The 21,775-nt window shown below is 68.5% G+C and carries 21 protein-coding genes; 14 read left to right on the top strand and 7 right to left on the bottom strand.

Annotated elements, in window-relative coordinates:
* Nucleotides 1-24 precede the first annotated feature (24 nt).
* Both gap and HLH27_RS06795 read left to right on the top strand, forming a co-directional pair.
* Complete coding sequence (gene gap / locus HLH27_RS06800; protein WP_182948968.1) at nucleotides 25-1,047, top strand: type I glyceraldehyde-3-phosphate dehydrogenase; 1,023 nt, start codon at nucleotides 25-27, stop codon at nucleotides 1,045-1,047.
* A complete protein-coding gene (locus tag HLH27_RS06795) occupies nucleotides 1,047-2,270 on the top strand; it encodes a phosphoglycerate kinase (RefSeq protein WP_182948967.1) in 1,224 nt (407 codons plus the stop codon). The genes gap and HLH27_RS06795 overlap by 1 nt, the downstream gene beginning before the upstream one ends.
* 21 nt (nucleotides 2,271-2,291) lie before the next feature.
* Here the strand turns inward: HLH27_RS06795 and ftsY are convergent, their stop codons facing one another.
* Genes ftsY through HLH27_RS06775 form a run of 4 tightly spaced genes read right to left on the bottom strand, consistent with a single transcriptional unit; the run spans nucleotide 2,292 to nucleotide 5,773 of the window.
* Nucleotides 2,292-3,269 carry a signal recognition particle-docking protein FtsY gene (gene ftsY / locus HLH27_RS06790; protein WP_182948965.1) on the bottom strand — a complete coding sequence of 326 codons (978 nt, stop codon included), beginning with the start codon at nucleotides 3,267-3,269 and terminating at the stop codon, nucleotides 2,292-2,294.
* 1 nt (nucleotide 3,270) lies between these two features.
* A complete protein-coding gene (gene mtaB, locus HLH27_RS06785) occupies nucleotides 3,271-4,518 on the bottom strand; it encodes a tRNA (N(6)-L-threonylcarbamoyladenosine(37)-C(2))-methylthiotransferase MtaB (RefSeq protein ID WP_182948963.1) in 1,248 nt (415 codons plus the stop codon).
* Nucleotides 4,515-5,339 carry a diaminopimelate epimerase gene (dapF, locus tag HLH27_RS06780; protein WP_182948961.1) on the bottom strand — a complete coding sequence of 275 codons (825 nt, stop codon included), beginning with the start codon at nucleotides 5,337-5,339 and terminating at the stop codon, nucleotides 4,515-4,517. Before dapF ends, mtaB begins: the two co-directional genes overlap by 4 nt.
* A gap of 32 nt (nucleotides 5,340-5,371) precedes the next feature.
* On the bottom strand, nucleotides 5,372-5,773 hold the full coding sequence (locus HLH27_RS06775; protein ID WP_182948959.1) for a VOC family protein: 402 nt from the start codon (nucleotides 5,771-5,773) through the stop codon (nucleotides 5,372-5,374).
* 228 nt (nucleotides 5,774-6,001) lie between these two features.
* On the opposite strand from HLH27_RS06775, the gene HLH27_RS06770 reads away from it, so the two are divergent.
* Together HLH27_RS06770 and HLH27_RS06765 are read left to right on the top strand one after the other, a co-directional pair.
* Nucleotides 6,002-7,855, top strand: coding sequence for a hypothetical protein (locus HLH27_RS06770; protein WP_182948957.1), 1,854 nt, complete (start codon nucleotides 6,002-6,004; stop codon nucleotides 7,853-7,855).
* A 291-nt stretch (nucleotides 7,856-8,146) separates the two neighbouring features.
* Nucleotides 8,147-8,425, top strand: coding sequence for a hypothetical protein (locus HLH27_RS06765; protein ID WP_246375622.1), 279 nt, complete (start codon nucleotides 8,147-8,149; stop codon nucleotides 8,423-8,425).
* 39 nt (nucleotides 8,426-8,464) lie between these two features.
* On the opposite strand, the gene HLH27_RS06760 is transcribed toward HLH27_RS06765, so the two are convergent.
* Nucleotides 8,465-9,277, bottom strand: a complete 813-nt coding sequence (locus HLH27_RS06760) for an SDR family NAD(P)-dependent oxidoreductase (protein WP_182948955.1) — start codon at nucleotides 9,275-9,277, stop codon at nucleotides 8,465-8,467.
* Nucleotides 9,278-9,548: 271 nt separating this feature from the next.
* Here HLH27_RS06760 and HLH27_RS06755 point away from each other — a divergent pair, with 271 nt between their 5' ends.
* The 10 genes from HLH27_RS06755 (at nucleotide 9,549) to HLH27_RS06710 (ending at nucleotide 19,770) form a co-directional block, all read left to right on the top strand.
* Nucleotides 9,549-9,785, top strand: coding sequence for a hypothetical protein (locus HLH27_RS06755; protein WP_182948953.1), 237 nt, complete (start codon nucleotides 9,549-9,551; stop codon nucleotides 9,783-9,785).
* Between the two features lie 168 nt (nucleotides 9,786-9,953).
* Nucleotides 9,954-10,556: an acetate uptake transporter gene (locus HLH27_RS06750; protein ID WP_182948951.1), complete on the top strand. Its 603-nt coding sequence runs from the start codon at nucleotides 9,954-9,956 to the stop codon at nucleotides 10,554-10,556.
* Nucleotides 10,557-10,711: 155 nt separating this feature from the next.
* Nucleotides 10,712-11,725, top strand: a complete 1,014-nt coding sequence (locus HLH27_RS06745; protein WP_182948949.1) for a dipeptidase — start codon at nucleotides 10,712-10,714, stop codon at nucleotides 11,723-11,725.
* Between the two features lie 68 nt (nucleotides 11,726-11,793).
* Nucleotides 11,794-13,092, top strand: coding sequence for an adenosylhomocysteinase (ahcY, locus tag HLH27_RS06740; RefSeq protein ID WP_182948947.1), 1,299 nt, complete (start codon nucleotides 11,794-11,796; stop codon nucleotides 13,090-13,092).
* A gap of 63 nt (nucleotides 13,093-13,155) precedes the next feature.
* The gene (locus tag HLH27_RS06735) at nucleotides 13,156-13,545 is read left to right on the top strand and encodes a DUF3597 domain-containing protein (protein ID WP_182948945.1); all 390 of its coding nucleotides are present in this window, start codon (nucleotides 13,156-13,158) and stop codon (nucleotides 13,543-13,545) included.
* 61 nt (nucleotides 13,546-13,606) lie between these two features.
* A complete protein-coding gene (locus HLH27_RS06730; RefSeq protein ID WP_182948943.1) occupies nucleotides 13,607-14,128 on the top strand; it encodes a nucleoside deaminase in 522 nt (173 codons plus the stop codon).
* Nucleotides 14,129-14,223: 95 nt separating this feature from the next.
* A complete protein-coding gene (locus tag HLH27_RS06725) occupies nucleotides 14,224-15,309 on the top strand; it encodes a CorA family divalent cation transporter (protein WP_182948942.1) in 1,086 nt (361 codons plus the stop codon).
* A 76-nt stretch (nucleotides 15,310-15,385) separates the two neighbouring features.
* Nucleotides 15,386-17,575, top strand: a complete 2,190-nt coding sequence (locus HLH27_RS06720) for an amylo-alpha-1,6-glucosidase (RefSeq protein ID WP_182948940.1) — start codon at nucleotides 15,386-15,388, stop codon at nucleotides 17,573-17,575.
* Nucleotides 17,576-17,840: 265 nt separating this feature from the next.
* The gene (locus HLH27_RS06715; RefSeq protein WP_182948938.1) at nucleotides 17,841-19,142 is read left to right on the top strand and encodes a lytic transglycosylase domain-containing protein; all 1,302 of its coding nucleotides are present in this window, start codon (nucleotides 17,841-17,843) and stop codon (nucleotides 19,140-19,142) included.
* Between the two features lie 76 nt (nucleotides 19,143-19,218).
* Nucleotides 19,219-19,770, top strand: coding sequence for a peroxiredoxin (locus tag HLH27_RS06710; RefSeq protein WP_246375620.1), 552 nt, complete (start codon nucleotides 19,219-19,221; stop codon nucleotides 19,768-19,770).
* Nucleotides 19,771-19,780: 10 nt separating this feature from the next.
* Here the strand turns inward: HLH27_RS06710 and HLH27_RS06705 are convergent, their stop codons facing one another.
* On the bottom strand, nucleotides 19,781-20,290 hold the full coding sequence (locus tag HLH27_RS06705; protein ID WP_246375579.1) for a hypothetical protein: 510 nt from the start codon (nucleotides 20,288-20,290) through the stop codon (nucleotides 19,781-19,783).
* 52 nt (nucleotides 20,291-20,342) lie between these two features.
* Complete coding sequence (locus tag HLH27_RS06700) at nucleotides 20,343-21,722, bottom strand: phospholipase C/P1 nuclease family protein (protein ID WP_182948934.1); 1,380 nt, start codon at nucleotides 21,720-21,722, stop codon at nucleotides 20,343-20,345.
* Nucleotides 21,723-21,775 lie beyond the last annotated feature (53 nt).

The raw sequence follows: 21,775 nt of genomic DNA, 5'->3' as shown, positions 1-21,775 counted from the left end.
GCTGAATATTCGGAGAGAAATAGAATGGCTGTCAAAGTCGCAATCAACGGTTTCGGGCGTATCGGCCGCCTCGTCCTCCGCGGCATCATCGAAAGCGGCCGCACCGACGTCGTGCCCGTGGCGATCAACGACCTGGGCAGCGTCGCGGACAACGCCCACCTGCTGACCTATGACAGCATCCACGGCCGCTTCCCCGGCGAAGTCCGCGTCGAAGGCAACAATATCGTCATCACGGCCAACGGCCGCACCTACGCGCCCATCGCCGTCTCGGCCGAAGCCAACCCGACCAAGGTGCCCTTCGAGGGCGTGGACGTGGCGATGGAATGCACCGGCCGCTTCACCAACAAGGAAAAGGCCGCCCACCTGATCGAGGCCGGCGCGCGGAAGGTCATCATCTCCGCCCCCGCCAGCCATGTGGACGCCACCATCGTCTACGGCGTGAACCAGGACACGCTGACCAGCGACATGACGGTGATCTCCAACGCCTCCTGCACCACCAACTGCCTGGCGCCGGTCGCCAAGGTGCTGGACGACGCGTTCGGCATCGAATGCGGCTACATGGTCACCATCCATTCCTATACCGGCGACCAGCGCACGGTCGACACGCTGCACAGCGACCCGCGCCGCGCCCGCGCGGCGGCGATGAACATCATCCCCACCTCGACCGGGGCCGCCCGCGCGGTCGGCCTGGTCCTGCCGCACCTCAAGGGCAAGCTGGACGGCACCGCGATTCGCGTGCCCACCCCCAACGTCTCGCTGGTGTCGCTCGATTTCGTGCCGACCCGCACCCCGGCCTCGGTCGAGGCGATCAACGAGGCGATGCTGAAGGCCGCGTCCGAAGGCCCGCTGAAGGGCATCCTGGCCTACAACACCGCACCGCTGGTCAGCTCCGACTTCAACCACTCCATCGCCTCCTCCACCTTCGACGCCACCGAAACGGCGCTGATCGACGGCGGCCGCCTGGTGCGGATCTGCAGCTGGTACGACAATGAATGGGGCTTCTCGAACCGCATGTCCGACACCGCCGCCGTCTTCGGCGCGCTCTGATGGCCACGCTGTCCTTCAAGACGCTGGACGCCTTGCAGCCCAAAGGGCGCAAGGTGCTCCTGCGCGCCGATCTGAACGTCCCGGTCCGTGACGGCCAGATCACCGACCTCACCCGCATCGAGCGCCTGGCCCCCACCATCCGCGAACTGGCCGACAAGGGCGCGCGGGTGATCGTGGTCAGCCATTTCGACCGCCCCAAGGGCCAGCGCGTGCCCGACATGTCGCTCGAACCGATGGCGGCCGCGCTGGGCACCACCCTGGGCCACCCGGTGCGCTTCGCCGAAGACTGCATCGGCCCGGTGGCCGAACAGGCCGTCGCCGCCATGCAGGATGGCGACGTGCTGGTGCTGGAAAACACCCGCTTCCATGCGGGCGAGGAAAAGAACGACCCCGACCTGTCGAAGGCCCTGGCCGCACTGGCCGACGACTATGTCAACGACGCCTTCTCCGCCGCCCATCGCGCCCATGCCTCGACCGAAGGCGTGGCCCATTTCCTGCCCTCCTTCGCCGGCAGGCTGATGGAAGCGGAACTGAACGCGCTCAACATCGCGCTTGAAAACCCGGCCCGCCCGGTCGGCGCGATCGTCGGCGGCGCCAAGATCTCGACCAAGCTGGACCTGATCGGCAACCTGCTGGACCGGGTGGACGTCCTGATCATCGGCGGCGCGATGGCCAACACCTTCCTCGCCGCCAAGGGCATCGCGGTCGGCAAGTCGCTGCAGGAAGCCGACATGCACGACACGGCCCGCGCCATCATGGCCCAGGCCGCCAGCCGCAATTGCGAGATCGTCCTGCCCGTCGACGCGGTCACGGCCACCGAATTCCGCGCCGACCCGCCGACGAAGACGGTGCCGGTCGACGCCATCCCCGCCGACGCGATGATCCTGGACGCGGGGCCGGAAACGGTGCGCCTGCTGACGGAAAAGATCGTCGGGCTGAAAACCCTGGTCTGGAACGGCCCGCTGGGCGCGTTCGAACTCCACCCGTTCGACACTGCCACCAACCTGGTGGCGGCCGAAGTGGCGCGGCGCACCCAGGCCGGCCAGCTCACCAGCGTTGCCGGCGGCGGCGACACGGTCTCGGCCCTGCGCCATGCCGGCGTGGCGGACGAGATGACCTACACCTCGACCGCCGGCGGCGCGTTCCTGGAATGGCTGGAGGGCAAGACCCTGCCCGGCATCCAGGCCCTCAGCGAACTGTCCGAGCGGATTCTGCCGCTCTGACGACCGGCGGGCGGCCCGGCCTCAGGCCGGGTCGCCCTCGCCGTCCTTCTTCTCGTCCCCGTCCGGCGACGACAGCCTGATCGACGGCCCGACCAGCCCATTGGCAAATGCCTCGGCCGAGAAAGGCCGCAGATCCTCGGCCTGCTCGCCCACGCCCACCGCATGCACCGGCAGGCCGAACGTGTCGGCCAGCGCCACCACGATGCCGCCCCGGGCCGAACCGTCCAGCTTGGTCACGATCAGGCCGGTCACGTTCACCAGTTCCTTGAACACCCGCACCTGCTCGATGGCGTTCTGGCCGGTGGTCGCATCCAGCACCAGCAGCACCGAATGCGGCGCGGTCTCGTCGAACTTGCGCATCACGCGGATGATCTTGGCCAGCTCCTCCATCAGCGCGCCCTTGTTGTGCAGGCGCCCGGCGGTATCGATCAGCAGCAGGTCCGCCCCCTCGGCCCGCGCACGCTTCAGCGCGTCGAAGGCCAGACCGGCGGCATCGGCATTCGGCGGCCCGGCAATGACCGGTGCCCCCACCCTGTCGCCCCAGACCTGAAGCTGCTCGACGGCGGCGGCGCGGAACGTATCCCCCGCCACCATCATCACCTTCAGCCCCTGCTCGCCATAGAAGCGCGCCATCTTGCCGATGGTCGTGGTCTTGCCGTTGCCGTTCACGCCCACCACCAGCGCCACATGCGGCCTGTGCTGCGGATCTGGCACGAACGGCACCGCCACCGGTTCCAGGACCCGGGCGATCTCCGCCGCCAGCGCGGTGCGGATCTCCTCGTCCGTCACCTCGGTGCCGAAGCGCGAACTGCGGAAGGATTCGATCACCCGTGCCGCGACATTGGGGCCAAGGTCCGCCGCGATCAGCAGGTCCTCCAGTTCCTCCAGCGCGGCGTCGTCCAGCTTGCGGCGGGTAAAGACCGCGGCGATCCCGCCACCCAGTTTCTGGGTCGACCGGGAAAGGCCCGCCTTCAGGCGGGAAAAGAAGCCAAGTGCCATGTCAGAGGATTTCCGCCACCAGACCGTTTTCGTCAACCGCCGTCGCCCGCACGGCCACGATGCGCCCCGCCTCGGCCTCGCCCGCCGCCAGGCGCACGGGCGCGAACTCCTCGGAATGCCCGCTGGTCGCGGTCTCCAGCAGCACGTTCAGCGTCCGCCCCAGCAGCCGGGCATGGTAAGCCTGTGCGGCCTCCTGCCCCGCCGCGCGCAGCCGCGCCGCCCGCTCGCGCCGGGTCGCCACGGGCACGGCAGGCATCTTCGCCGCCGGCGTCCCCGGCCGCTCGCTGTAGGGGAATACATGCAGGTAAGGCAGCCCCTGCCCGCGCACGAAATCCAGCGTCTCGTCGAACAGCGCGTCGCTCTCGGTCGGAAAGCCCGCGATCACGTCGGCACCAATGCCCAGGTCCGGCCGGCAGGCCCGCGCCCGCTCGATCACGGCGGCCACGTCGGCCACCAGATGCCGCCGCTTCATCCGCTTCAGGACCATGTCAGACCCGGCCTGCAGCGACAGGTGCAGATAGGGCATGAAGCGCCGCTCGCTTTCCAGCAGCCGCCATAGATCCTCGTCGATCTCCACCGGATCGACCGACGACAGGCGCAGCCGCTCCAGCTCCGGCACCAGCACCAGCAGCCGGCGGCAAAGCTGCCCCAGCGCCGGCTGCCCCGGCAGGTCCCCACCCCACGAGGTAATGTCCACCCCGGTCAGCACGACCTCGCGATAGCCCGAGGCGACCAGGGTCCGCACCTGCTCCACCACCGCCCCCACGGGCACCGAGCGCGACGGCCCCCGCCCGAACGGAATGATGCAGAAGGTGCAGCGATGGTCGCACCCCTGCTGCACCTCGACGAAGGCCCGGGTCCGGCCGGCAAATTCCGTCACCAGATGCGGCACGGTCTCGGTGGCCGCCATGATGTCCGATACCGCGCGCCCTTCCCCCAGCGCGGCGGGCGTCCAGCTCGCGGCCTCCAGCTTCTCCCGGTTGCCCAGCACACGGGCCACGCCGGGCAGCCCCTCCCACCGGCCGGGGTCGATCTGCGCCGCGCAGCCGGTCACGACGATGCGCGCATCCGGCCGGTCGCGATGCGCGCGGCGGATCGCCTGCCGCGCCTGGCGCTCGGCCTCAGCGGTCACGGCACAGGTATTGACGATGATCACATCGTCCAGCCCCGCCGCATGGCCGCGCATCACCTCGCTCTCATAGGTGTTCAGCCGGCAGCCGAAGGTCAGGATCTCGGGCGGCTTGCTCATGACGGATAGGCCTCGGGGTCGAAGGACCCGACAAAGCTGGTGGTCGCCGGCCCCGTCATCAGCACATGCCCGTCTTCTTCCCGCCAGGTGATCGACAGCGCGCCGCCATCCATCTCCACCCGGCAGGTGCGCGCCACCAGCCCGCGCCGCACGGCATTCACGACGGCGGCACACGCACCCGACCCGCAGGCCAGCGTCAGCCCGCTGCCCCGCTCCCACACGCGCAGCCGCATGGCCTCGCGCGACAGAACCTGCGCGAAGCCGATATTCGCCCGCTCGGGAAACAGCGGGTCATGCTCCAGCAGCGGCCCGGCCACGACAGGGTCCAGATCCAACATGTCGGCCAGGAAGAAGGTGGCATGCGGGTTGCCCATCGACACCGCCGCCGGGTCGCCCGGCAGCGGCAGATGCAGCGTATCGACCGGCTCCGCCAGCGGCACGTCGCCCCAGTCCAGCGCCGGCGGCCCCATGTCGACCGTCACCAGCCCGGCTTCGTCGACCGCGGCCGGCAGCAGCCCGGCCCGCGTCTGCAACACGTTCCGTCGCCGCCCGTCGCCCCGCCACAGCAGGTCGGCCACGCAGCGCGACGCATTGCCGCAGGCCCCGGACTCGCTGCCGTCGGCATTGAAAAACCGCACGAAAACATCCGCCCCCTCGCGGCAGGCCGGGCGCAGCACCACAAACTGGTCGCACCCGATCCCGCGATGCCGGTCGGCCAGGGCGGCAATGCGCACGGGCGTCAGCCCATGGCGCGCCACGCGCTCGTCCACCACGACAAAATCGTTGCCCAGACCGTGCATCTTGCTGAAGGGGATCATCATGCGCGCCTTATACGGCACGCGCCCCGCTTATATCAAAGGAAACGACCGGGTGCCCCGCTCTGCAACACCTCGATCCGGTACCCGTCCGGATCGACGACGAAGAAGAAGCGACCGACCACCCGATCCCCCAGCGCCAATTGCTTCACCGGCAGCGGCGCCAGCCCCTCGCGCTCGAACCGCGCATGCTCCGCCTCGATATCCCCGACCGAAACCGCCAGATGCCCATACCCGTCCCCCAACTCGTAGGGCCGGTCCCGGTCGCGATTGACCGTCAGCTCCAGCTCGAAATCCTGCTCGGCGTTCGAAAGGTAGATCAGGGTAAAATCGTCGAACACCAGCCGGTCGGCCACCGTCAGCCCGAACGCCCGCTCATAGAAGGCCAGCGACGCCGCCTCGTCCCGCACCCGGATCATGGAATGGATCAGCTTCGCCATCGTTTCGGGCTCCTTCCCGGCATGTCTCTAACCATGCGCGACATATCGGCCCCGGCGCCACACGGTCCAGCCCCTTCGGCCCCATACAAGATTTATTCGATAAATAAATATCATTCATCTTGTTAATTATGTAATGATACAAAACTAAAAGAATTTATTATTTACCTTTTCCGGGAAATCTTTTGACATACTTCTGAAACTTCACCAGCCCTCAGGCGATTGTCCCGAATGCCCCTGCCCTGCCCGTCCTTCAGGCGGTCCACGCCGCTGTTCCTGCTCTGCTGCTCGATTCTCGTTCCCGTTGCCGCCCGCGCCCAGGGCCATACGCCGGAGGACGTCGAAGCGATCGAGGCGATGGAAAGCCAGATCGCCCGCATCCAGGAGCAGCAGCTCGAACTCCAGAAGGACCTGATGGCGATGCGCCGCGAACTGGCGCAGCACCGCGCGCACCTGCACCTCCCCCGCGCCACCGCCGAGGAAACCGCGACGCGCGAACACGCCGCGCATGAAGCGGCCGAATCCCGCCAACTGGCCCGCACCGGCGCAAAGCCGGCGCAACTCGCCACCACCGGCCACCGCCATCTTCCCCCCGGCGACGTCCCGGCCCCCGTCATCGGCGAGGAAACGCCGACCTACGCCAATGTCGTCGGCCATCGCGACGAGGACATGGTCAACCGCGTCGCCGACAATAATGTCGGCCCCCATCCGCGCGGCAGCGCCGGCGCCCAGGCCGCCGGCGCGCTGGGCGATCACGGCGTGTTCCATGTCGGGCCGCTCACGGTCATCCTGGGCGGCTATTTCGATACCTCGGCGGTGCTGGAAAACCGCCATGTCGCCTCGGGCACGTTCAATTACTGGCAGGCGATGCCGTTCCCCCAGAACGCCAACTATCACCAGAACAATTTCGAGGGCAGCCCGCGCTACAGCCGCTTCTCGGTCATGGCGCGCGGCAACATCAATTCCTACACGACCGTCTCGGGCTTCGTCGAAACCGATTTCGGCGCGGGGGCGGAGACGACCAACCCGTACGAGAGCAACGCCTACGTACCCCGCCTGCGCCAGGCCTATCTCAGCTACGACGACACGCGCGACGGCAACCATGTGCTGGTCGGCCAGGCATGGAGCCTGCTGACCCCCGGCCGCGCCGGCATCATCGCCCGCCAGGAAAGCCTGCCCGAGACCATCGAATCCTCGATGCTGGCCGGTCAGACCTGGACCCGGCAGTGGCAGGCCCGCTTCGTCCACGACATGATGCACCACCGGCTCTGGCTCGGCCTGTCGATCGAAAACCCGGCGACGATCTACGACACCACGGGCTTCGCCAACAATAACGGCACGGTGACGCTGCCCAATGGCGGCACCGCGACCATCGGCGCCAACGGCACGGGCCTGACCGAATCCAGTACCATCTACTCCGACGAAATCGCGCCGGACGTCATCGGCAAGGTCGCGTGGGACCCAAGCTGGGGCCATTACGAGGCCGAGGGAATCGTCCGCTTCCCGCACGACCGCGTCTTCGCCAACGGCAGCGGCCACAACAATACCGCCATCGCCGGAGGCGGCGGCGCCTCGGCGGTGCTGCCCGTCATCCCGCACAAGGTCGAAATCCACCTGGCCGGCCTGGCCGGGTTCGGGCTCGGCCGCTACGGCTCCGTGCTGCTGCCCGACGTCACGCTCGACGCCCAGGGCAAGCCCAAGCCCCTGCCCGACGCCCAGGCCACGGCCGGCATCATCGCCCACCCGACTCCGCTGATCGACGTCTACGGCTATTACGGCATGCAGCGTTCGGGCCGCAGTTCCTTCTCGTCGGGCGGCACGGCCTACGGCTACGGCAACCCGATGTCGTCCAACGAAGGGTGCGAGGTCGAAATGTCGCCGCTGGCCTGCACCGCCAGCATCCGCTCGGTGCAGGAATTCACCGTCGGCGCCTGGTGGCGCTTCCTCAAGGGCCGCTACGGCACGGTGGAGGTCGGCACCCAGCTCGCCTATTCGCGCCTGCAAACATGGAAGGGCATCGGCGGCGCGCCCTCGACCAGCATGAGCCAGATCTTCTTCGATTTCCGCTACCTGCCCTTCCAGTAACCCCTCGCCGCCTTTCGCCATGACCGTCCCGCATCGCCGGGCCGGTCATGGCCGAGTTGCGCCGAAGGAAAAAACGGAGGATGTTCCGGCGGACCGGACCACAGGACGAAGGAGGATGCGGTCATGCAGGACAAGGCACTGCCAGGCTGTTTGCAAGATCACCCTGCCGGCGATCCGACGCCCATTTCCTGCGGCGCCGCTCCGCGGCACGCGCGCCCGGCAGGCCGTTTCTTCCGGCAACCCCTGTATGTCCTGGCGGCGTCTCTCGGCCTTGCGGTCGCGGCGCCGACGCTGGCCTGCGCGCAGGAAGATGACGGTCCCAAGGGCCCGACGATGCACCAGCTCGCCACCACCCCGCCCGTGCCCAGCGCCCACAAGGATTTCAGCCAGTTCCAGTACCGCCCGGCCGGCGACAAGGTGATCGAGCAGTCCGATGCCAACCGGCTTCTGTTCTGGACCCCGCAGGGCACGCCCGACGGCTATGCCGAGCGGCGCGGCAACGCGATCTTCTATTACGACCGTACCGGCAAGGCCATACGGGTGCAGGAACTGCCCTTCGACGAGAACTGACGCCCTCGTGCCTTCCGTCTCCGGCGCGCGGGCCCGTCCCTATCCGCGCGCCTGCCGCCGCCGATAGACCCATCGGGTCAGCCGCGACCATGTCGTCATCACCGGCATGCACAGCCGCATGAAAACCGGCGACCACAGGAACAGGGCGGGAAAGATCCGGTCGATGAAGGAGGGAAAATGCTCCTCCTTCCGGCTGCCCGCCGCCGCCAGGATCCACGCGGCGGCCCGCTCGGGGTCCTGCGGCCAGGACATGAAGTTCAGCAGCGAGCCGCCCTGCTCCATCTCGTCGCGGAACATGGGCGTATCGACACTGCCCGGAAACACCGACACGACCCGGATGCGCCGGGGCCGCAGCTCCAGCGCCAGCGCCCGCGCAAAGCCGCGCAACCCGAATTTCGACGCGGTATAGACGGCACTCCCCGCCAGCGGAAACACACCCGCCATCGAGTTGACGAACAGGATGCGCCCGCCCGCCGCGATATGCGGCAGCACTTCCTCCGTCAGCAGGATCACCCCGGTCAGGTTGGTCTCCACCTGCCGCCGCACCAGTTCGCCGTCCAGCCCGCCTGCCGGCTGCGGAGAAATCGTCCCGGCACAGGAAACGAACAGGTCGATCGTCGGGCACGCGTCGCGAATCACCCGTCCCGCCGCCGCGACCGCGCCCGCATCCATCAGGTCGCAGGTCACGGCCAGATCGGCCGCGATCCCGGGCGGCACGCCCGCCCGGCGCGACAGGATGACGATCCGATAGCCCTGCTCGCGCAGCCGGCGGCACAGAAACTGCCCGATTCCGCCGGTTGCGCCACTGACGATGGCGGTCTTCTGAGGGAAATTTCCACTATGCTCGGGCAATGCAGCCGCTCTTCACGCAATGATGTCGGTCCGCGGGAGGCCTGCATCCCGCGAAATGACGGCCCGTTCCTATACCAGCTCCCCCACCAGGGCGCGAGGCCCGGCACACGCCCAAGAGCATGATATCCCTTCCGGACCGGATCTTCCCTTGCACCATCACCCTCTTTCGAAAGATGCAGGCCCGCGCGATCACATCCCCGATACGGGATTGAAGCGGCAGGCACCCCGCGCCACGTACGCTCCGACATCCGTCGGATACGGGAGGCGGACGATGCGGACCCTGCCCAGACTGATACCGGCCGAGGCAATCGAACTGGTCGACCAGCACGGCGCCCAGGCCTTGCTGATCGCGCGCACCCACCTCGCCCAGGCACGCGACGCGGGCGACGAGGTACGCGCCGCCCGCTGGCAGACCGTCAGCGACGCGGTCGCAGCACTCCTGGAGACCCGGAAACCCGACGCTCCCCACACCCGGCAGCCGGAAAACCTCCCGACGGAACAAGGATAAAGCCCGGCTGGCGCCGGGCCGCCGGGATAACTGCCTTGTGACCGTCATTCATTCATCTAACAGATATTTGTTATTGTTCCTTTTTATAAAAAGGCGGAGAAAAACCCCAACGGTCACAGACGTTCGGGCTGATCGGACAGCCCCTGTCACCGATGGAGACTTCCCGTCATGAAACCTCTCGCCAATCCTGCCCCCCTCGGCCTCGCCGGCTTCGGGATGACGACGATCCTGCTCAATCTCTGCAATGCCGGCTTTCTGCCGCTCAATTCGTCGGTCCTGGCAATGGGCATCATCTTCGGCGGCGCCGCGCAGATCCTGGCCGGGCTGCTCGAATATCCCAAGGGCAACACGTTCGGGCTCACGGCCTTCACCTCCTTTGGCGCGTTCTGGATTTCCCTCGTCCTGCTCGTGTTCCTGCCGAAATTCGGCCTGATCGCGGCGGCGACCGCGCCGGCCATGGCCGCCTATCTGGCCCTGTGGGGCGTGTTCACGGGCTTCATGTTCATCGGCACGCTGCGCGGCAACCGGGTGCTGCAATTCGTGTTCGCGTCGCTCACCCTGCTGTTCTTCCTGCTGGCGCTGGGCGAATGGACGGGCAACCTCGTCATCACCCGCATCGCGGGCTACGAGGGCCTGCTGTGCGGCGCCTCCGCCCTGTATCTCGCCATGGCAGAGGTGATCGAGGCCCAGTTCGGCCACCCCGTCCTGCCGGCCGGCCTCCCCGCCGCCCCGCAGGCCGCCCCCCGGCACGTCACAGGCGTCCCCGCCTGAACGGGCAGCCACGTCCCCAATAAGTCCGAGACCATCCTCCGCCTGCCTTCCGCCCCTCCGGGGGCAGGAGGCAGGCTTTTTTCATGCCCGCCGGCCGCCCCCCCCGCGCACGGGTCCCTTACGGATCGCCCCGTTCCGCCCTACACTGCACGGCCATGACCGACCAAGCGCTCCCCCCCCTGCTCACCGTCGATACGCATATCGACATCCCCTGGCCCGACCGGGGCGATTTCCTGCAGGATACCGACTACCGCCATGTCGACCTGCCCAAGCTGCGCCGGGGCGGCATCTCGGCCGCCTGCCTGGTGGCCTATGTCGGACAGGGCGCCACCGACCCCGACAGCCACGCCGCCATCTCCCGCCAGGCCCTGGCGATGCTCGATGCGATCAACCGGGGCGTCGAAGGCGGCCCGGCCCGGATCTGCCCGCTGGCGGCGGAGATCGAGGCCGCGTTCCACGAGGGCATCACCGCCATCGTCCCGGCGGTCGAAAACGGCTATGCGATGGGCGAGGACCTGTCGCTGCTGGCGCAGTTCCGCGCGCGCGGCGCGCGCTACATGACGCTGACTCATAACGGCCACAACGCGCTGGCCGATTCCGCCCGCCCGATGCCGTCGCTCAACGACCCCGAATCCCGCCATGGCGGCCTGTCCGGCCTGGGCCGCGAGGCGATCACGGAAATGAACCGCCTGGGCCTGATGGTCGATATCTCCCACACCGCGCGCAGCACCATGATGCAGGCGGTCCGCGTGTCGCGCAGCCCGGTCCTGGCCACCCATTCCAACGCCCGCGCCCTGTGCGACCATCCGCGCAACCTCGACGACGAACAGCTCGACGCCCTTCGCGACTGCGACGGCGTGGTCCACATCACGGCCGTCGACGCCTTCCTGCGCCCGCGAGATATCCGGGCCCAACGCGCAATCAGCGTGGCGGATTATGTCGACCATATCGACTATGTCGCGCAGAGGATCGGCGTCCGCCATGTCGGCATCTCGTCCGATTTCGACGGCGGCGGCACCATCGAGGGCTGGCGCAACGCCGCCCAGTCGCCGGCCCTGACCGCCGAATTGCAGCGTCGCGGCTACGACCGCGACCAGATCGCGGCCATCTGGGGCGGCAATTTCCTGCGCGTGCTCCGCGCGGCCGAGGCCGTGGCCGCCACGGCCTGACCGCTAGCCCTCGCGCGCCCGAGCGTCTATACCCGCCGGGATTCCGCATCAACCGAACAGGACCAGACATGACTGCCAGCACGGACTATAAGGTACGCGATATCGCTCTCGCGGAATGGGGCCGCAAGGAAATCGCGATCGCCGAGGGCGAAATGCCCGGCCTGATGGCCCTGCGCGAGGAATTCGGCGCCAGCCAGCCGCTCAAGGGCGCGCGCATCGCCGGCTGCCTGCACATGACCATCCAGACGGCGGTGCTGATCGAGACCCTGACCGCGCTGGGTGCCACCGTCCGCTGGTCGTCGTGCAACATCTTCTCGACCCAGGACCACGCCGCCGCCGCCATCGCCGCGACGGGCGTCCCGGTCTTCGCCTGGAAGGGCCTGAGCGAGGAAGAATTCTGGTGGTGCATCGAGCAGACCATCACGGGTCCCGACGGCTGGACGCCGAACATGATCCTCGACGATGGCGGCGACCTGACCGTGCTGATGCACGACAAGTATCCCGAAATGCTGCGGGACGTGCGCGGCCTGTCCGAGGAAACGACCACCGGCGTCCATCGCCTGTGGGAAATGGCCAAGAAGGGCACGCTGGCCGTCCCGGCGATCAACGTCAATGACAGCGTCACCAAGTCGAAGTTCGACAATCTGTACGGCTGCCGCGAGAGCCTGGTGGACGCGATCCGTCGCGGCACCGACGTCATGATGGCCGGCAAGGTCGCCGTCGTCGCCGGCTACGGCGATGTCGGCAAGGGCTCGGCCGCCTCGCTGCGCAATGCCGGCTGCCGCGTCCTGGTCACCGAGGTCGACCCGATCTGCGCCCTGCAGGCGGCGATGGAAGGCTACGAGGTCGTGACGATGGAAGCCGCCGCCCCGCGCGGCGACATCTTCGTCACCTGCACCGGCAATGTCGACATCATCACCGTCGACCACATGCGCGCCATGAAGCACCGCGCCATCGTCTGCAATATCGGACATTTCGATTCCGAGATCCAGGTCGGGGCGCTGCGCAACTTCAAGTGGGACAACATCAAGCCGCAGGTCGACGAGGTCGTGTTCCCCGACGGCAAGCGCCTGATCCTGCTGTCCGAGGGCCGTCTGGTGAACCTGGGCAACGCCACGGGCCACCCGTCCTTCGTCATGTCGGCGTCCTTCACCAACCAGACGCTGGCGCAGATCGAGCTGTGGACCGCCCCCAAGGGCAAGTACGAGCGTCAGGTCTACACCCTGCCCAAGCATCTCGACGAGAAGGTTGCGGCCCTGCACTTGGCCAAGGTCGGCGCCGAACTGTCGAAGATGTCCGCGAAACAGGCCGAGTATATCGGCGTTCCGGTCAACGGGCCGTTCAAGAACGACCTGTACCGCTACTAAGACGCGACGCCGCCCGGGGACCATGCGCACCCCGGGCGGCGCCGCCGCAAGGAGAGTCCGCGCATGAGCATCCTCGGCACCATCCTGTCCACCATCTTCGGCCACGCCGGCGCCACGCCCCCGGCGGCTGCCCCCGCCACCCCGGCTGCCACGGCCCCGGCCACGCCGACACCGGCCGCGACCCCCACCCCGTCCGCCCCGGTCGATGTCGCCGCCATCCTGACCGGCCTCGCCGCCAAGGCACCCCAGCCCCTCAACTGGCAGCAATCGATCGTCGACCTGATGAAGCTGCTGGGCCTGGACAGTTCGCTGGCCGCGCGCAAGCAACTGGCCCAGGAACTGCATTATACCGGCGACACCAGCGATTCGGCGGCAATGAACATCTGGCTGCACCGCCAGGTCATGCAGAAGCTGGCCGAAAACGGCGGCAAGGTCCCCGAAGACCTCAAGTAATCGGCGCAACGGCGTGACGGGGACACCCCGCCCCGTCACGCCTTTCCGGCAGGGCCCGACGATGCACGACGCCCCTTTTCCCCAGACCGCCTCGCCGCTGGATCTCGACATGCTCCGCCAGGCCATCGCCCTGTCGGCGGAAGCCCGGGCTGCCGGCCGGCACCCGTTCGCGGCCCTGGTCGCCGACGCGGGCGGGCACGTCGTCAGCCGGGCCATCAACAATTCCATGCCGCCCGGGGGCGACCCGACCCAGCATGCCGAACTCCGCGCGGTGGCCGAGGCCGCCCGCCTGCTGCCGCCCGAAACCCTGGCCGACTGCACGCTCTACACCAGCGCCGAGCCCTGCTGCATGTGCGCAGGCGCCATCTACTGGAGCAATATCCGCCGCGTGGTCTACGGACTGTCCGAGCACACCCTGCTGGCCCTGACGGGTGCCCACCCCGAAAACCCGACCCTCGCCCTGCCATGCCGCGAGGTCTTCGCGCGCGGCCAGCGCCCGGTCGCGGTCGTGGGCCCGCTGCTGGAGGACGAAGCCGCCCGGCCGCATGCCGGTTTCTGGTGCGACGCCCCGCCGGCCGCCTGAGCCCCGCCTGCCCCTCATTGCCACCCATGGGATTGCAACAGGCAGGCACCCATGCCAAGTGTGCGCTTGTATTGCGAGCGGTCCCGGATATCACGATGCCCGATACGATAGCCCAGACCGAATTGTCCCTCGCCGATACGCCGCAGGGCGATGCCGCGGACGGCCTGGTCTGGGCGGTATCCTGCGTGCCCGGCCAGCGGCCGGTCCAGCTCACGGCCCAGCAGGCGGCCGACCATCTCAACAGCCGCCCGCCGCACGCCGACGACGCCGGTCCCTCCACCTCCGCGCGTGAGGAACGGCCCGCCGGCTGGGTCTGGCTGCATTACGACGTGGTGCACACCGCCAGCCGTGCGCGGGTCGAGGCGATAGCCTGCCTGCCCGAGGAAGCCCGCACCACCCTGGCCGGCACCGACCGAGGCACCCAGCTCGAGGCCGACGGCGACATCGTCTACGGCGCCCTGCCTGCCTTCGACGACGGCATGACCGACGACGATACCAGCGTCTCGGCCTGGCGTTTCGCAGTCCTGCCCGACCTGCTGGTCACCACCCGCCGCCACCCCGTCCCCGCGCTGGGCGCCGCCTATCGCTGGCTGCAACGCGTCGAGGTCCCGCGCAGCCCCGCCGAGATCGTGGACCGGACGCTGCTGGAATTCGCCGACAGCGTGCGGCGCAACATCGCGATGCTGGACGACCAGCTCGACCGCGCCGAAGACCTGCTGCTGACCCTCGACCAGCATACCGATTTCGGCCGCATCAGCGGCCTGATCGGCAAGGTACGGCGCCGCTCGACCGAGCTGCGGCGCGTGATCTCGCCGGTGGACCGCCTCTTCCGCAACGAGGATCTGGAACTGCCGGACTGGGCCGAGGACGATATCCGCGACCGCTCCCAGCGCCAGATCCACGCGGCGCTGGACGACCTGATGGCATTGCAGGATCGCGCGCGATCGTTGCAGGATGAGCTGGCGTCGGGCCAGGCGGAAGAAACCAACCGGCGCCTGTACACGGTGTCGGTGCTGACCACCCTGATGCTGCCGGCCACATTCGTGACCGGATTCTTCGGCATGAATACCGGCGGCATGTTCCTGGCGACCGGCTCCCTGGGCACCGTCGAGGCCGGCGGCGTCTGCTTCCTGTTCATGGTCATCGCCTGGCTGCTGCTGAAATTCACCAGGCTGCTCTGACCGCCCGTCCGCACGCGGCCCCGCCCCCGGGGCCCACCGGACCAAGACAACCGATTCAAAGCGAAGGACCCCCGTCATGGACAGCCAAACAGAAACCCAGACGCACGCCGGGGACCTGGACGGCTTCCCCGTCGCTGCCAAATCCCTCCTGTCGGAACGCCGGCTGCATACGCTCAAGCAGGGCGACATGTTCGGGGTCTTCGACCAGACGGGCGACATCCTGTACGGCGACGGCATCGCGGACGGCCTGTATTTCCACGACACGCGCTACCTGTCCGGCCTGTCGATGAGCCTGCAGGGCACCCGCCCCATCCTGCTGTCCTCGACGGTGCGCGAAAACAACGTGATGCTGTCGGTGGACCTCACCAACACCGACATCGACGGCCCCGAGGGCCAGCGCATGAACCACGACCTGCTGCATGTGCGGCGCTCGCGCTTCCTGTGGAACCGCGTGTGCTACGAGCGGGTCGAGATCCGCAATTTCGACGTCGAGCCCCGCACCGCCCTGCTCGACATCCGCTTCCTGGCCGATTTCGCCGACCTGTTCGAGGCACGCGGCTCCACCCGCCCCCGGCGCGGCACCATGCGCGCCCCCGAAATCGACGATGCCGAGGTCAAACTGTCCTATGACGGGCTGGACGGCCGCCGCCGCACCACCCAGCTCCGCTTCTGGCCGCCCCCGGCCGAGCTCACGGCCCAGCATGCCGCCTTCCGCTTCGAGCTTCCGCCGGGCCGCCGGGTGCTGATCCATTACGAAATCGAGTGCGACCCGACCGAACGGCACGAGACCCAGCCCAACCGCCGCTTCCTGCGCGGCGCGGTCGAGGCCAGGCGGGCCCTGCGCCTGTCCTCCTCCCGCGCGGCGGCGATCGCGACCTCGAACGAGATCTTCAACGAAGCCATCCGCCGCTGCATCTGCGACATCTACATGCTGCTGACGGATAAAAAGACCGGCCCCTACCCCTATGCCGGCGTGCCCTGGTACAGCACCGCCTTCGGCCGCGACGCGCTGATCACCGCCATGCTGACCCTGTGGCTGGACCCCGAGATCGCGCGCGGCGTCCTGGCCTACCTGGCCCGCCACCAGGCCCAGACCGAAGACCCGGTGGCCGACGCCGAACCGGGCAAGATCCTGCACGAGGTCCGGCACGGCGAAATGGCCGAACTGGGCGAGGTCCCGTTCCGGCATTATTACGGCTCCATCGATTCCACGCCGCTCTTCGTCATGCTGGCGGGCCAGTATCTGGAGCGCACCGGCGACGTGGCGCTCATGACCACCATCTGGCCCAACATCGAACGCGCGGTGGAATGGATCGACCGCTACGGCGACCGCGACGGCGACGGGTTCGTGGAATATGGCCGCCGCAACAAGGACGGGCTGATCAACCAGGGCTGGAAGGACAGTTTCGACAGCATCTTCCACGCCGACGGCACCCTGGCCGAAGGCCCTATCGCGCTGTGCGAGGTCCAAGCCTATGTCTACGCCGCGCGCCGCGCCGCCGCCACCATCGGCCGCCGCCTGGGCCGCACCGCCTATGCCGACCGCCAGGACCATCTGGCCGACACGCTGCGCGTCGCCTTCAACGCCCGCTTCTGGATCGAGGAACTGGGCACCTTCGCCCTGGCGCTGGACGGCCAGAAGAAGCCCTGCCGCGTCCGCTCGTCCAACGCGGGCCATATCCTGCTCACCGACATCGCAACGCCCGACCGCGTGCCCCGGCTGGTCGCGGGGCTGATGCACCGCTCGTCCTTCTCCGGCTGGGGCATCCGCACGATCCCCGAGGGCGAGGCCCGCTACAACCCCATGGCCTACCATAACGGCTCGGTCTGGCCGCACGACAACGCCATGATCGGCCTGGGCCTGGCCCGCCACGGCTATCGCGACGAGGCCGAGCGCCTGTTCCGCGGCATGTTCGACGCCGCCTTCCATACCGACCTGCGGCGCCTGCCCGAACTGTTCTGCGGCTTCACCCGCAACCGGGCGGAAGGGCCGGTGCGCTACCCGGTCGCCTGCTCGCCGCAGGCCTGGGCGGCGGCGACGCTGCCGGCGCTGGTCCAGTCCATCCTGGGACTCAGCTTCGATCCGGCGGCGGTTTCGGTGCATTTCCAGCGCCCCCGCCTGCCCGACTTCCTGGAACAGATGACGCTGTACAATCTCGAAGTCGGCGGCGACAAGGTCACGGTGCGCCTGGTCCGCGTGGAAGACGAAGTCGCGATCAACGTCGTCCAGCGCACGCAATCCATCCAGGTCCAGATCACCAACTGACATCCGGCCGTCGCGTCGTTTCGCGCGCGATGCGACGGCCCGTCCATGTTGCACGAAAGTACGGCGTTCTATAAAGATTTAGGGCAGATTCCTCCTCTCTGACCTGAACTTCCACACAGGACCGGGATGCAATCACGATGCCGATGGCCGTTTCGACGTCCGAAACCGGGGCCGTTCCCTATTTTCGCCATAATCGGCGCCAAATTTCCGTCTTTGCCCTGGCGCTGCCCTCGCGGGTCCGGCGCCCGTCCCGGATGAACGCCCGATGACCCGACAGAAGCCGGCCCGCCTCCCCCGTCCGTCCCGGCGCGGCCCGATCGCCATCCGCGCCGCCGGCGCGGTCGGGCTGGCCGGCCTGCTGGCCGCCTGCGCCACCGACCCCGGCCAGCATGCCCCCGTAATGCAGGAAGCCGCCGAATACCGGGCCCACGCCAAATCCTACTACGCCCCGCCCGGACCGCCCGACGACCCATGGGGCCCCTACATCATGGAAGCGTCGAAGCGTTTCGACGTGCCCGATACATGGATCCGCTCGGTCATGCAGCGCGAATCCGGCGGCCAGCTCTACCGCAACGGGCAGTTCGTCACCTCGGCCCCGGGGGCGATGGGCCTGATGCAGCTCATGCCGCCGACCTACGACGAAATGAAGGGCCAGTACGGGCTCGGCGACGATCCGTTCAGCCCCCACGACAACATCATGGCCGGCACCGCCTATATCCGACAGATGTACGATATCTACGGCTCCCCCGGCTTCCTCGCCGCCTACAATACCGGCCCCGGGCGACTGGACGATTTCCTGCTGCACCACCGGTCGCTGCCGCGCGAGACCCGCAATTACGTCGCCGCCATCGGCCCGCAGATCGCCGGCATCACCCCCAATGTCCGCTCGCAGGCCGACCTGATGGTCGAAGCCCACGACGTGGCACGCGGGCACGTCTACGCCGCCGCGCAGACCAGCACCCAGACCAGCTCCGTGCGCGCGGCCTGGGCCCATCGCAACGACCGGCAGGACAGCGACGACAACCAGCCGATCCAGGTGGCCGAGGCCCCGGCGGAAACCGCCCCGGCCCCCACGCCGGCCTATACGGCATGGAAGACCGTCGCCCCCGCCGGCCAGGGCACCTCGGCCGACGCCGTCCGCGCCGCCTGGGCCGCCCGCGCGCGGCCCGATACCCCCACCCCGGCCCCCGTCGCCATCGCCTCGGCGCCTCCCGCGCCCGCCCCCGCCTCCAGCCACGGCTTCCAGCTCGTCCCGCCCGCGATGGCCGAGCCCGCGCCCCTGCTGCGCCGCGGCAGCCTGGCCCCGGCCCAGCATGACTGGGCGATCCAGGTCGGGGCCTTCGGCACGGCCTCGATGGCCTCGCAGGCGGCGGGCCATGCCCGCACCCGCGCCGCCGCCGTGCTGGCCAGCGCCCATCCGCAGGTCGCCGGCGTCCACGCGCCGCACGGCATGCTCTATCGCGCCCGCCTCACCGGCCTGTCGCACGAGGCGGCGGTCGAGGCCTGCCATCGCCTGTCGACGGGGTCCGACAATTGCGTCATCATTTCCCCTGATTCGCGGTCCTGACCGCTGCCCGCCTCCCGCTGAAAGACCCCCGCCCATGCTCCGCTCCGCCATCCTCCGCCGCGTCACGAGACTGAGCATGGTCCTCCCCGTGGCCATGACGCTCTCCGGGGTCACGCTGGTATCCTTCTCCCCGGCCCGGGCGGCCCTGCCGCTGGGCAGCACCGCACCGCTGTTCGAGGCACCGGCCAGCCTGGGCGGCAAGCAGTTCGGCTTCTCGCTGGCCGAAGCCCTGCACAAGGGCCCGGTGGTCCTGTATTTCTACCCGGCCGCCTTCACGCGCGGCTGCACCATCGAAGCGCATGATTTCGCCGACGCGATGGACCAGTTCAAGGCGCTGGGCGCCACGGTCATCGGCATCTCGATGGACAAGATCGAAACGCTGGACCGCTTCTCGGTCAGCGAGTGCCGCAGCCGCTTCCCCGTCGCGTCCGACCCGGCGGGCAAGATCGCCAGCTCCTACGATTCCAAGATGCCGCTGCTGCACTACGCCAGCCGCACCTCATACGTCATCGCCCCGGACGGCCATATTCTCTATGCCTACAGCGCCATGGCGCCCGACGGCCATATCAGCGGCACCCTGGCCGCCCTCCGCGCCTGGAAAACCGCCACGACACCCACTCACCCCTGACCCCCAGCCATCACGGCACCGACTTCGCCGTCCCCAGCACCGCCAGGCACCGATCCCGCACCGCGCGCACTCCGTCATCGCGCACCCGCCGCAGGGCCGCGCGGGTGCGCCGGACATACCCTTTCAGGTCCGGCACTTCGTCATGCATGAAAGGGTGGGCGCACACCCGCGCCGGGTCCAGCGCCGGCGTGGCGGGGTCCAGCAGCGGCAGCACCAGCCGCGGCTGCTGCGGCAGCGCCAGGGCCAGCGCCGCCGAGACCGCGGGCCCGCTGTCGGAATCCAGCCCCGGCCCCATCGCGGGCACCAGCGCCAGCCAGGCCGGATCCGCCGCCGCGATCCCGTCCGTCACCGTATCGAACGTATCGGCATCGTCCAGCGCACCCAACGCCTGCGCCGCCCCATCCGTGCGGATCGCCGCCGCAACGCTGGCCGGCGTCGGCCCCCCTTGGGCCGCCCGGGCCGGAGACAGCACCAGCAAGGCCGGCAGGACAAGGCAAGGGAGCAATCCGGATTTTGTCATCACAGGATCATGAGCGAAGCCGCCCGCTTTTGAAAGCAAACCTTCACCCCGCTCAGCGCCCCGCCGCCTCCGGGTCCAGCACCCGGATGACGGCGCGCGTATCCCGCCCCACCTGACGCATCCGGTCGGCAACCAGCCGCGTCATCCGCGCCTGCTCGCCCGGCGGCGCCTGTCGCGACACGATATTCATATCGCGGTCCGCCACATCCAGCGTCGCCTCCGCCGCCACCACATCGGCAGCCGGAAACGTCCGGACCAACTGCGCATCCAGCACCCCCGCCACAGCAGCCGACTGCGCCGATATGACCTCCCGCACCGATGACGAAGCAAAGCGCCGCAACGACACGTCATCGGACGTATCGCGCAGCGCCATCAGCAGCGGATCGTCCATGTCGTGCGCCCGATAGGCCGCCGACATGCGCCGATATTGATAATTCTCCAGCACGACATGCCGGTTGGTCACGCGAATGACGGCGGCAACCTGCGGACCATGCACCCCAAGCCTGTCCAGTACCCCGATCCAGACCATGGAAGCCGCGCTCACACCGGGCAGCACGCGCACATGATAGGGCTGGCCAAGATCCTGCACGTAATGAACGGCCCACCCGGCAAAGCGCCAGCCCCAATACGGATGCCCCTGCGCAAACGCAAAACGCGACAGGGTCATGAACAGATGAATCCGCGCTTCCGGATAGGTCCGCTGCAAATATCCGGCCGTGCGATAGACAATGGCGCTCTCATGATAGAACCCCATGTGAAACGGCGCCTGCGTCCCGTAGGAGAGATGCGGATTGCCGAACGGCTGCACGCCGAACCCGTACCGCGCCCCCTGCGCCGCGCCATTATCTTGCCAGAGATCGATATCCAGGCCGAAATCGGGCTCGTTGGTCGCGGTCGCCACCACATCGGCCACGCGCACCATGTCCCCCTCCGCCACACGCTCCAGACTATGGGGGTCCGTGTCCTCCAGCGTCCTGAGCACACTCGCCGAAGACCACGGAAATAGACGGTCCGCCGGCACATCGACACCCGGCGGACGCTGCACGTAAAGGCCCAGCGTCATGCCGTCATTGACCCGGATCGCATGCAGGAATCCGGCTCGCAGCGCCGCCTCATCCCCCACCGCCGCCCCGAACCGCAGGTCGTCGGGCCGCGGCGCATAGAATGGCAGGGTCTCCCGCGCCCATTTCTCCTCCCCGTCCAGCACGGCGGGCAAACGCCCGGAAACATCGGCCAGAAACGTCCCCACCGCCTCCGCCCTCACCATCCGGTCGGCCATGCCCGGCATCACCGCCGTCGCCTGCCACGTACACAGCGGATGGTTGCTCCAGCCCAGCGCCACCGACGGCAGAAAGGCGGCAACAACAGCCAGCACCCCACCCCGCCAGCCGCGCCGGCACGGCCTGATCGACCGTTCGCCCCCAGGCAGCATGCCCCGTTCCCCCGCACGATGACGGCAGCAAGCCCCGATCAGTCCCGCCCCTC

Origin of the sequence: Gluconacetobacter takamatsuzukensis, assembly GCF_014174275.1 — a bacterium.
GTDB lineage: Bacteria > Pseudomonadota > Alphaproteobacteria > Acetobacterales > Acetobacteraceae > Gluconacetobacter > Gluconacetobacter takamatsuzukensis.
This window is presented reverse-complemented; position numbering and strand designations above follow the sequence as displayed.